Annotated in this window: 10 protein-coding genes; 3 read left to right on the plus strand and 7 right to left on the minus strand. The window is 34.6% G+C overall.

Annotated features, from left to right (window positions below; translation table 11 throughout):
• The first annotated feature begins 299 nt into the window (after positions 1-299).
• The 3 genes from DNU06_RS13795 to DNU06_RS13805 all read left to right on the plus strand — a co-directional run bounded on the left by DNU06_RS13795 (position 300) and on the right by DNU06_RS13805 (position 1,229).
• Entirely contained in the window at positions 300-506 is a 207-nt protein-coding gene (locus DNU06_RS13795; protein ID WP_111064081.1) for a hypothetical protein, read from the plus strand.
• Positions 507-577: 71 nt separating this feature from the next.
• A complete protein-coding gene (locus DNU06_RS13800) occupies positions 578-814 on the plus strand; it encodes a hypothetical protein (protein ID WP_111064082.1) in 237 nt (78 codons plus the stop codon).
• Positions 815-872: 58 nt separating this feature from the next.
• Entirely contained in the window at positions 873-1,229 is a 357-nt protein-coding gene (locus DNU06_RS13805) for a hypothetical protein (protein WP_111064083.1), read from the plus strand.
• Between the two features lie 74 nt (positions 1,230-1,303).
• Here the strand turns inward: DNU06_RS13805 and DNU06_RS13810 are convergent, their stop codons facing one another.
• The 7 genes from DNU06_RS13810 to DNU06_RS13840 all read right to left on the minus strand — a co-directional run bounded on the left by DNU06_RS13810 (position 1,304) and on the right by DNU06_RS13840 (position 11,304).
• Positions 1,304-2,317: an imelysin family protein gene (locus tag DNU06_RS13810; RefSeq protein ID WP_111064084.1), complete on the minus strand. Its 1,014-nt coding sequence runs from the start codon at positions 2,315-2,317 to the stop codon at positions 1,304-1,306.
• Positions 2,317-3,696: a di-heme oxidoreductase family protein gene (locus DNU06_RS13815; protein WP_111064085.1), complete on the minus strand. Its 1,380-nt coding sequence runs from the start codon at positions 3,694-3,696 to the stop codon at positions 2,317-2,319. The genes DNU06_RS13810 and DNU06_RS13815 overlap by 1 nt, the downstream gene beginning before the upstream one ends.
• The gene (locus DNU06_RS13820; protein WP_111064086.1) at positions 3,696-4,865 is read right to left on the minus strand and encodes an imelysin family protein; all 1,170 of its coding nucleotides are present in this window, start codon (positions 4,863-4,865) and stop codon (positions 3,696-3,698) included. Before DNU06_RS13820 ends, DNU06_RS13815 begins: the two co-directional genes overlap by 1 nt.
• A gap of 187 nt (positions 4,866-5,052) precedes the next feature.
• Positions 5,053-6,483, minus strand: coding sequence for a TolC family protein (locus DNU06_RS13825; RefSeq protein WP_111064087.1), 1,431 nt, complete (start codon positions 6,481-6,483; stop codon positions 5,053-5,055).
• Entirely contained in the window at positions 6,470-9,637 is a 3,168-nt protein-coding gene (locus DNU06_RS13830) for an efflux RND transporter permease subunit (protein ID WP_111064088.1), read from the minus strand. Before DNU06_RS13830 ends, DNU06_RS13825 begins: the two co-directional genes overlap by 14 nt.
• A gap of 26 nt (positions 9,638-9,663) precedes the next feature.
• Entirely contained in the window at positions 9,664-10,749 is a 1,086-nt protein-coding gene (locus tag DNU06_RS13835; RefSeq protein WP_111064089.1) for an efflux RND transporter periplasmic adaptor subunit, read from the minus strand.
• A 162-nt stretch (positions 10,750-10,911) separates the two neighbouring features.
• Positions 10,912-11,304 (minus strand): hypothetical protein, encoded by a 393-nt coding sequence (locus DNU06_RS13840; RefSeq protein WP_146239254.1) that lies wholly within the window; start codon positions 11,302-11,304, stop codon positions 10,912-10,914.
• Between the last annotated feature and the right edge of the window lie 57 nt (positions 11,305-11,361).

Here is an 11,361-nt window from a genome sequence, read left to right on the forward strand (position 1 = left end):
ACGTTTCACATACCCCATGTTTTCTGATGTTTTCATTACACTACTGTTTTAGTGTATCGCTATTTCAGGACGTGACAAGTTAAATAGAGAAAGAGTCCTGACGTTTATCGTCAAGGCTTTTTGTATGGATGCTAAGACTACAGAAGATGTAATTACTGCGTTAGAAAAAGGTAAAAAACAAAGTACGATTATTACAAAAGCCATTGGTTGTCCTATCAAGCCGAGCAAAGGATAACAAGAGTTTACGTTTAAGTTAAATAGAGAAAGAGTCCTGACGTTTATCGTCAGGGCTTTTTTGTATGGATACTAAGTCTACAGAAAATGTAATTACTGCGTTAGAAAAAGGTAAAAAACAAAGTACGATTATTACAAAAGCCATTGGTTGTTCTATCAAGCCGAGCAAAGGACAACAAGAGTTTACGTTTAAGTTAAATAGAGAAAGAGTCCTGACATTTATCGTCAGGGCTTTTTTGTATGGCATAGAACTACTGTACTCGCCTACTTAAATAAACTTATTGTTTTATGCTATTAGGATTTAAATAGCAGTACCTTTAATGAAAATATAAATAAGAGATTCATGAAGTATGAAACCTGGTTAACTTATTCCAATATGTCGATAGCGGTACAAATTAAAGAAGGACTTTATCACTGCAGTCAATTTGGATCGAACCAGGAAAAGAAAAAAGATTCTAAAGTCTGCAGTAGCATTGTAGAATTAAAGTTTTTTTTATTGTCTTATCCAAATGCGCCTAAAAAAGACATATTGGCATTTATTAGTAAATTAGAAGCTAAAAAGAGTGTTACTGGAAAGTAGAAACGTTTTACTAATGCTTATTCACCTTTAACATAACCACCTTAATATTAAATATATTATGAATAAAAAAGTCATTTCAAAAATAGTTGAAGAAATTAAATTAACGGAACCGATTAAACTTCAAGTAAACGGATCGAAAGACAATAGTCCTGCACCGATTGGTTATTCCCGTTCGGACAAAAAATTTATGCCGGACATTGTTGCAAAATTCAAGAATAAAAGAGACATATATGCAATAGAAAAGGATATTTCCGATAATGACATCCATTTATTAGTTTCGAAATGGATATTATTTTCTGCTGAAGCTAGGAAATACTTTGGGACATTCTATATCGTTATACCTAGTGCACAAGAAGAAGAATTCGAAAAAATAATTATAGAAAAACAGTTAGAAGTTAAATTGATTTTAATATAATTTCTAACTTATAGCATAAAACGCCCATTAAATTGATTTTAATGGGCGTTTTACTTTCACTAAACTATAAAAATTTAATCCCCGTCGTTATCCCCAAAGGTTAGTGAAATACCAATGAGTGTTGGAATGTCTATTTTAAAACGTACCATCAATGCTTTGATTTTAGTCACGTATTCGGTTAATTTTTCTGGATTATTTTGATAATAGTAAGCATAATCATTTTCGAGTGCATCACCATATTCAACCAAAGCTTTAAAATCATCTAAGACTAAATTTGCGACTTTTTTATCTTTTTTTCTAATGTGGTTATAAATCGAATTAAAGTCGCTCGTACCTTCCCCAATAAATACTTCATATGCCATTTCAATACTTTCCTTAACAAAGGCAAGCCTTGACGTTTCGTAATAAGGGGCTTCCAGGACAGGAGTTCCTATTTTTTTAATGACCAAGTCCTCCAACACGTGAATAATTCTGTTGACAATCATGTTATAGGACCCTTCCACTCCTTCATCAGTCATACTTTCAAAATTGCTTTGGTAAACCGACCAAGAAAATTCAATATTTGCCATTTCAAGACTAATGGCTTCTATTTGCCATTCCAAAAAGGTACGGTATCTTGCAGACTGTGAAATGGAATCATTTGCTTGTGTATTATTTAATAAATATTCTATAGCAGACAGTCCTTTTACTTTATTATTTAAAGATTGAATTCCTTCGGCCAATGTTAGGGAATTATCTTGGTATACCTCCCAAATTTCATTGGTATCAATACTGGCTTTATAAAAGCGGTTGTAGACATATATTTTACTGATATCGCCAAAATTATAGAGTAAAATGGCATAGGCATCATCCAAATACGCTTGGTAGGTATTTTGGAACACTTCTATTTCCGCAATAGTAATATCATTGTCATTAATGGCTCTCCAATTTTGCAATAAAGCTTTGGACGATAAATTCACTTCGTCTAATTCTGGTGCTATTTTTAATTCATACAATGCGGGTAAAAATTCTTTTATTGTAAATTTATTTTTTTTACAAGCCATTAAGCCGACGCTTATTATAGCCAAAAATAGGGCGGTTTTTTTCATCAAAGTGAGTTTATAAATTTAAGCACTTGTGCTCTCTGCGTTTTAGGAAGTGCCTTATACCTGTTTTTTGTAGTTTCGGCTTCACCACCATGCCAAAGGATTGCTTCTTCAATATTTCTTGCCCTACCGTCGTGTAATAGGTAGGTATGTCCATTTACTGTTTGAATCAAACCAATACCCCATAACGGTTGGGTACGCCATTCTTTACCTTCCGCTAAAAATATGGGACGATTATCTGACAGTTCCGTTCCCATATCATGCAATAACATATCCGAATAAGGATGAATTAATTGCTTATTTAAATAAGAAAACACATGTGAATTACCTGTTTCAAAAGTATTTGTATGACAAGCGATACATTGTAATTCTGAAAACAATAATTCCCCTTGAATAACATCCTCATCCGCCACATTTCTTCTGGCTGGAACAGCCAAAGAGCTCGCGTATAAAACGGTTTTTTCTAAATCATCTTTTTCTATTTCTACTTCACCACCATCTTCTAAATTCAAACACTCTGGTTGATTATCGGTATGGTTTTCATTGGGAAATAAATAGGATTTTATGCCTAAGTCACCTTGAAAAGCCGCAGCAACTTGTTGCTTTAAACTAGGCTGTCCTGCTTTCCAACCAAAAAGTCCTAATTGCATATCACCTGACTCAATATCCCAAACATAATTTGCTTTACCTGAAATGCCATCACCATTGGCATCATTTTCATCTACATTAAGCAATATATCAGCAGAATTGATAGCTTCAAGTAGGCCAAGTCCTATCATTTGTTGTCCAATTCGAGGTGACATCATAATGTTTGGTGAAAGGGCACCATAATTTAATTTAATCAAGCTATAAATTGGTTTTCTTAACGTGTAAGGAGTCCCATCTTCAAATTCACCGGAAGTATATTCAAAATTAACATGGATAACACCTTCGTCCTTTACGCCATTTATTGATTTATCGTTAAATTGTCCACCATATATTGGATCATCTATCGGACTGCCATCTGGGTTATTTCCAGTACTCAATCGAATTAAAAAACCGGTAGCATTATCATCTATGGATAAAATTGGCGCCCCTCTTCCATCTTTAAAATGACAAGCCGAGCAAGATTTTGCATTTAAAAGAGGGCCGATACCATCTCTTGCTTTCGCAGAAGCTGGTGCCGACACCCAATTTTGGTTAAAGAAACTATTTCCGACAAAAAATAATAATTCTTTATCGTTAGACATACTTGACATGGCATGTCCAAATGCGTTTTCAGATTCGTCGAAAATAGTGCCATTTTTCCCACCACTATATAATCTATAGTCTGTAATTACAGCTTCCTTTCTACAAGAAAGCATCATAAGGAATAAAAGTATAAGTGGATAGGTTAATTTCATTACTCTGGTAAAGCGGTATTAATAGATAGTCCTAAGTGATTTCCTACTTCGGCAATAACATCTCCTAAATCTCTTAAATCATTGATTGAGTTGTTAATTGCTCCAGTAGATCCTGGTTGTTCTAAAGTTAAAGCATAGTCAAACGGTACAGAAATACTATGAACACTTGCATTACAAGCCGCCAAGGCATCTCTTAATTTTTGACTCAATTCCTCATCTGATTTTTCAACTACATCTGCAAGGGAAGTTCCTGAAACAACAGCGCCATTGGTTCTAGTATAAGTACCTAAACATACATTTTCAATTCCTTGAAAATTTAAAATAATATCTTGGTGTGTATTGTCTGAAAAACAAGAATGTTCATCTTCTTGATCTTGGTTATCTAAAGCAGTAAAGATTCTTTCTCCAGCTAACTCAGATTTACTCAATACCCCTATTCCAGTCATTACATTATTTAAAGCATCATCTGCATCCATAGCTAAATAGGTAGTTCTATAAGCGCCACCTTCTTTCCATTCATTCACCATCAAAGTTAAGTGTTCTACTAATAAATCAGCACAAACTTTTAAATAAATGCCTCTTTTTTCTTGATTCGACGCAGTTCCGTTTGCCCCTACTACATAATCCGTATATGGTCTATCCCCTTTTGTTTTTAAAGCAGTGTTTACATCATCTTGTCCCCACAATAAAAACTCAATAGCATGATAACCAATACTAATATTTTCTTCACCACCTTTTTCGTTTAATTCTTCTAAAATGGTTTTTTCAATATTTACTGAAGGATCGTTAATAATTCCTGTAGTGGCATCACCTTCAACATAATCGATATAAGCTTCATCTAATGGCCATGCATTTAATAATCCTTCTGGTCCATCTGCATCATCAATTGGTCCACCTGCAAATCTAAAGGCTTCCGTTTGTCCGTAAGGTACTCTAGCTGCCAACCATGCTTCTTTAGAAGCTTCAAAATTTACTGCAGTTGGATTATCCACAAAGTCATAAATAGTCGTTTTTAAAGCTTTTGCCAATTCATAACTGTCTTCATAACCAGCAGAAACTAATTCCGCATACGTGACTTGATACTCTTCTTTAAGATTCGTTACTTTTTTCTTTTTACAGGCACTTAATCCAATTAAGGCAATACCAATAATTACAATACTTTTTCTCATTTTATTCCGTTTTAAATAGTCTTATTTTTATTTAGTCTAAATAAGGATTGCAAAAGTATATTTTTTTTTACCAAAGTCAATAAAATGATAGACAAAAAATAAAAAAAGGTTCCAACACCAACTGTTGGAACCTTTTAATGATGAAAAAGTAAGCTATTTTAGTTACTCAAACAATGCTAGCCAAACATCATTTCCATCCTCCACCTAGAGATTGGTATAGATTTATCATGGCGACAAATCTTTCTTTTTTATATTCTACTAATTCTAATTGTGCATCCAAAGCATCTCTTTGGGTTAACAATACTTCCATATAATCTGCTCTTGCCGACTTAAATAAATCTAGAGCAATGGCAATACCATCAGACAAAGCACTTACTTCATTGTTTTTTAGAGCATAGCTTTTTTCTAAATTATCGATATTTGACACTTGGTTATACACTTCTAAATAAGCATTTAAAAGTGTTTTTTCGTAATCAAATACGGTTTGAATCTGTTTAGCGTTTGCATTTAGATAAGCAGCTTTAATTGCTTTTCTATTAATTAAAGGTGCCACCGCATCTCCAGCCAAGGAGAACAACATAGATTCTGGTGATTTTACAAGGTATACAGGATTAAACGCACCCAAACCTAAGCCAGCCGAAATATCGAGTCGTGGATAAAACTGTGCTTTTGCAACTTTAACATTTAATCTAGCAGCCGTTAGTCTTAATTCAGCAGCTTTAATATCTGGTCGATACGACATCAGTTGGGTTGGAACACCAGCAGAAAGTTGGGTTGGAATGTTCGCTAAAAAAGTCTGGGGATTTCGTTCCACCTTTTTCGGATATCGTCCCAGTAAAAAATTAAGCTTATTCTCCATCTCTATAATAGCTTGTTGTATATCATATTGAATACTTTGCGTATTTAAGACTTCCGCTTCAAACTTGCGCACCGCTAATTCAGTCGCTTCTCCATTTTGCTTTTGAATTTTCACCGTTTTCAAACCATTTTTTTGAATAAGGATATAATCTTGGATAATTCCCATTTGGGCATCTAGCGAAAGTAGCTCATAATAAGCGTTTGCAATTTCCGCTACCATTTTAGTCACCATGAAATTTTTACCTTCTACAGAAGATAAATATCTTGCAACAGCAGCATCTCTTGAGTTGCGCAATTTTCTCCAAATGTCTACTTCCCAACTCGCATTAAACTGAATATTAAAATCAGGTAATGGTTCCGGAAATTCTTTACCTGGTTCAATGTCGACATTAGCTTCTACAGCGCCATCTCTTGTATATCTTGGCACCTTATCCACAGCGGCGCCACCACCAAGGTTTAAAAAAGGGAGTAACTCCCCTTTTTTCGCAGAAATTTCATTTTGAGACATATTTATTTCTTGTAAAATCATGTTCAATTCCTGGTTGTTTTTCAAGGCTGTATCAATGAGCGCAACCAAATAAGGATCACTAAAAAACTCATGCCATTTCAATTTTGCAATAGAATTAGTATCACTTAACTGCGTATACTGTTCGGGTACAATTGCATTACTGTTTTTTTCTTGCAATTTTGGAATTCCACAGGCGGTTAAAAACAGCAAACAAGGAATTGCGAAGTGCTTTATTAATTTATTCTTCTTCATATTGTATCATATCTTCAGACAATGGGGAATCGTCTTGGTTTTTAATTAAAGTTTTTCCTTCTGCTAATTTTGCAAAAATGTAATATAATCCAGGAATTATTATAACCCCGAATACAGTTCCAAAAAGCATACCTCCAAGTGCAGATCCACCAATGGTTTTATTACCAATAGCACCAGCACCATGTGCCATTACCAAAGGAATAAGTCCTGCGATAAAAGCAAAAGAAGTCATTAAAATAGGTCTAAATCTCACCCTCGCGCCTTCAATTGCGGCCTCTAAAACAGTCAGACCTTCTCTTTGTTTTTGTACGGCAAACTCTACAATTAACACGGCATTTTTACCCAGTAAACCTACCAGCATAATCAGTCCAACTTGTGCGTAAACATCATTGGCAAGTCCCATCATTTTCAATAAAAAGAAAGAACCAAAAACTCCAATTGGTAAGGATAGTACTACCGCAAAAGGCAATAAGAAACTTTCGTACTGGGCAGCTAAAACAAAATAAACAAATACCAATACCACCAAAAAGATAAACAAGGATTCGTTTCCTCTTCTTGCTTCATCATATGACAAGCCTTCCCAAGCAATATCATATCCTGTAGGTAATGTCTCTGCAGCGACTTCTCTAATTGCTTGAATAGCATCTGCAGTGGTAAATCCCTCTGCAGGCAAACCACGAATAGAAGAGGAATTATACATATTGTAACGCGTAATTTCATTTGGTCCTTGCGTCTTTTTCATTTTCATGAAAGCGGAATAAGGTACCATTTGGTCTTTATCATTTTTAATATATAATTTCAACACATCTGTTGGTTGTCTTCTATATTCTGGTCCAGACTGGACATATACTTTAAAAAATCGACCAAAACGAATAAATCCTTGTTCGTAAGTACTACCAATTAAAATATCTAAATTTTCCATGGCTTTACCAATAGATACTCCTTTTTGCATAGCAGCCTCATTGTCTATTTCTAACTCATATTGCGGATAGTTTGCCGCAAAGAAAGTAAACAATCCGCTTAATTCTTTTCGGGTACCTAAAGCAGTCATAAAGTCTTGGTTTATTTTATCAAAAGCATGGTAATCAGTAGTTGGATTTTTATCTAACAAACGCATTGAAAACCCACTAGAAGATCCAAAACCGGGTACTGCAGGTGGTTCAAAAAATTCAATCACGGCACCAAAATCTTTGGTTTTTTCCTCTAACTCTTCCATCACCTCATGTACAGAATGCTCTCGGTCGGACCATTGTTTTAGGTTGATTAAACAAGTACCCGCATTAGACCCTCTACCTTCTGTCATAATTTCATAACCAGCTAAAGAAGTAACAGACTCAACCCCTTCAAGTTCTTCACAAACATCTCTTAATCTTTGCGACACCTCATTTGTTGTTTCCAAAGTAGAACCTGGTGGGGTTTGAATAATTGCATAAATAGTTCCTTGGTCTTCACTTGGTATAAAACCGGCTGGTAAACTTTTATTCTGAAAGAATATACCTACGCCAAAAGCAATAAGTACGATCGCAGTAATGATACGACGATTTACTATCAATCGTAATATTTTAACATAGCGGTTTGTTAATTTATCAAACCCTTTATTAAACTTACCCAAAAACCAATTTATTGGTGTCTTACGCTTTACTTTCCCATGGGTATTTCTTAAGAATATGGCGCAAAGTACAGGCGTTAAAGTTAAGGCTATAATGGCAGAAAGTATAATTGAACTAGCCATGGTAATAGAGAATTGTCGATAAAACGTTCCTACAGGACCAGACATAAACGCTATGGGCACAAAAACGGATACCATTACCGCAGTAATGGCAATAATTGCCCCACTAATTTCACCCATAACTACCTTTACCGCACGGTAAGGAGAAAGTCCTGTTTCTTCCATTTTTGCATGCACTGCCTCTACCACAACAATGGCATCATCTACCACAATACCAATGGCTAAAACTAAAGCAAACAAAGTGATTAAGTTAATTGACAGTCCAAAAAATTGCATGATAAAAAATGCGCCAATTAAGGAAACTGGTACTGCTAAAATTGGAATAATAGTCGAACGTAAATCCCCTAAAAATAGAAACACAACAATGGCTACCAAGATAAAAGCATCTCTTAAAGTATGGGTTACTTGTTCAATGGAGGCATCTAAAAACTTAGAAACATCATAGCTAATTTTGTAATCGACACCTGGAGGAAAGTTCTTTTTCATTTCTTCCAACTTTATTTTTACATTCTCAATAACTTCTGTAGCATTACTACCAAATGATTGTTTCAGTACAATAGATGCAGAAGGATGGCCATCTAAATTTGAATAGATATCAAAAAACTCACTACCTAGTTCTATTTTAGCTAAATCTTTTAAATAAATTATCTCTCCTTCGGCATTGGCACGAACAATTATTTTTTCATACTCTTCCGCTTTATTAAACCGTCCCTTATAAGTCAATACATACTCTAAAGATTGTGCTGCAATACCTGAACTTCTACCTAAACGACCAGGTCGACCAACGATACTTTGTTCGGATAATGCATCCATTATTTCTTCTGTTGAAATATTGTAAGCTCGCATACGATCAGGCTTTAACCAAATACGCATGGCATATTTTCTACTGCCTAAAATTTGCGCTCTTGCCACACCTGGCGTTCGGTTAATTTCTGGAATCATTTGCACATTTGCATAATTATACAAAAACTTTTCATCCAAGGTATTGTCCTTACTATATAGGTTTACATACATCAACATACTTGGTTGAATGGGCATGATTACCACCCCTTCTCTTTGGACCAAAGGAGGTAATAAAGGCATCACCCTATCGACCCTAGTTTTTACACGTATTACTGCTTGATTTGGATCCGTTCCAGGCTCAAAAATAATTCTTAATGTAGCCTCACCAGCACTTGTAGCATCTGTAGCCATGTACCGCATTCCTTGCACCCCATTAATTGAGTTTTCAAGGGTGGTTAAGGTAGATTTCACCAAAACATCTGCACTTGCACCAGGATAAGCAACAAAAATATTGACTGTGGTAGGTGCAATTTGAGGAAATTGAGAGGTGGGTAATTGATTAATCGATAAGACACCGACAAAGACCATAATAATTGAAATTACTATGGCTAGTACTGGCCTATGTATAATGTTTTTAAACATATCTTTTATATTTTTAATTCGTTAAATTACTCTGCGTATAAATCCAAATTAGAAATAACTGTTTTTGGATCTTTGAAATCATATTCTATTTTATCTCCAGCTTTCACCTTTCTAAGTCCATCTAATAAAATTAAATCTCCCTCTTCTAGCCCATCCACCACGGCATATAAATGTGGTAGTTCTGTGCCAATTTTTATTTTTCTTGCCTGAACGACATCTTCTTTATCAATGACATAAACATATTTTTGCTCTAGAATTTCGAAAGTAGAAACTTGTGGAATTAATAAAGCATTCACTAAAGGTTTAGTGACTAAAACACTTCCTGTTTCTCCATGTCTTAATAACCCTTTTGGATTTGGAAAAGTAGCCCTAAAAGCAATATTTCCAGTTTCATTATTAAAGTCGGCTTCAATAGTTTCTACTCTTCCCTGATAGTCAAAAAGTGCTCCATTAGCCAATTGTAAACTTACAATCATCACACTGTCGCCTTTTAGTTTTGTTCTATAATCCAAGTATTCTGATTCGGAAACATTAAAGTAAACCCACATCTTACTGTTATCTGATAGGTTAGTCATTAAATCTCCTTCGTCAATTAAACTACCTAATCGAACATGAAACCTGTCGATAATGCCATCAAATGGTGCGCGAATGTCTGTAAAACTTAAATGCACTTGTGCCATAGATAATTCCGCTTTTGCCTTGTTAAATTTTGCTTTTGCAAGAGCCAGTCTATTCGAGGATATAATATTACTATCTGCTAAGCGACTGGCATTTTGAAATTCAATTTCAGCAAAATCTGCTTCTGCTTCTGCACTTTCATACTCTGCTTGGTATAGCTTGGGCATTATTTTAAATAAAAGCTGCCCTTTTTTAACGCTCTGTCCTTCGTCAATATAAATGTCTTGTAAAAAACCTCTTTCTTGTGCACGTATTTCAATATGACTAATCGCATGTATTTGAGAAACATAATCTTGTAGGATTGTGGTATCTTTTCTTATTGGGCTAGTAACTAGGAATTTGCCTTCAGCCTCATGGCCTTCTTCTTTTTCTGTTTTACAACTTGTTTGAAATAACAAGGCAAACAGGCTTATAACCATTAATGATTTTTTCATAATAAATAGTAATTGTTTCTTTAGTGAAACTATTTGGATAATGTTAAATTTTGTGCGATAAGCACCGATAATTAGTCCAGAAATTGGACATTCTTATTTTATTTCAAGCAGCGCGAAAAAACTCCTTAAAAAAATACGGGTATAGCATATACCAGTTTAAAATCAAATACGAAATACTTGAAACAGTAAACACAAGGAATCTGTGTTACGTTCTAATTTTGCAAAATCTAATTTTGTTCCCTTTCTTTGAATTAAAGACTCTGGAAATTGATTAGAAAAATAAAATAAATTGAAATTTAAAGCACAATTTAAACACTTCTTTCCCCCTCTACTTTCTTCCTCTTCGGATGTGTCAGCCACAATGGATTCTAATTGCCGATCTTTTCCGTTATTGAGTTTATAACCGTAGTTATAGTTGTGGCTTGTCTCACTTGCGTGTTTTGAATGCTTAATAGATAAAAGCTCATTCGCTGGTGATACTTGCTGATATACATCATTTGATAATGTATTAGCCATCATATTACCCATTCCGCCTATAAACAGAATGACAAACAAGACTACATATTTATACAAATAATTTTTCACAACGGTACAAAATTACTTAATCTAAAT

The organism is Putridiphycobacter roseus (genome assembly GCF_003234935.1).
GTDB lineage: Bacteria > Bacteroidota > Bacteroidia > Flavobacteriales_D > Crocinitomicaceae > Putridiphycobacter > Putridiphycobacter roseus.

What these genes read in the sequence shown, in the direction of transcription:
- DNU06_RS13795 (WP_111064081.1), top strand. Translation starts at nt 300, where the DNA reads ATGGATACTAAGTCTACAGAAAATGTAATTACTGCGTTAGAAAAAGGT.
- DNU06_RS13820 (WP_111064086.1), bottom strand. Translation starts at nt 4,865, where the DNA reads ATGAGAAAAAGTATTGTAATTATTGGTATTGCCTTAATTGGATTAAGT.
- DNU06_RS13815 (WP_111064085.1), bottom strand. Translation starts at nt 3,696, where the DNA reads ATGAAATTAACCTATCCACTTATACTTTTATTCCTTATGATGCTTTCT.
- DNU06_RS13805 (WP_111064083.1), top strand. Translation starts at nt 873, where the DNA reads ATGAATAAAAAAGTCATTTCAAAAATAGTTGAAGAAATTAAATTAACG.
- DNU06_RS13800 (WP_111064082.1), top strand. Translation starts at nt 578, where the DNA reads ATGAAGTATGAAACCTGGTTAACTTATTCCAATATGTCGATAGCGGTA.
- DNU06_RS13825 (WP_111064087.1), bottom strand. Translation starts at nt 6,483, where the DNA reads ATGAAGAAGAATAAATTAATAAAGCACTTCGCAATTCCTTGTTTGCTG.
- DNU06_RS13810 (WP_111064084.1), bottom strand. Translation starts at nt 2,317, where the DNA reads ATGAAAAAAACCGCCCTATTTTTGGCTATAATAAGCGTCGGCTTAATG.
- DNU06_RS13835 (WP_111064089.1), bottom strand. Translation starts at nt 10,749, where the DNA reads ATGAAAAAATCATTAATGGTTATAAGCCTGTTTGCCTTGTTATTTCAA.
- DNU06_RS13830 (WP_111064088.1), bottom strand. Translation starts at nt 9,637, where the DNA reads ATGTTTAAAAACATTATACATAGGCCAGTACTAGCCATAGTAATTTCA.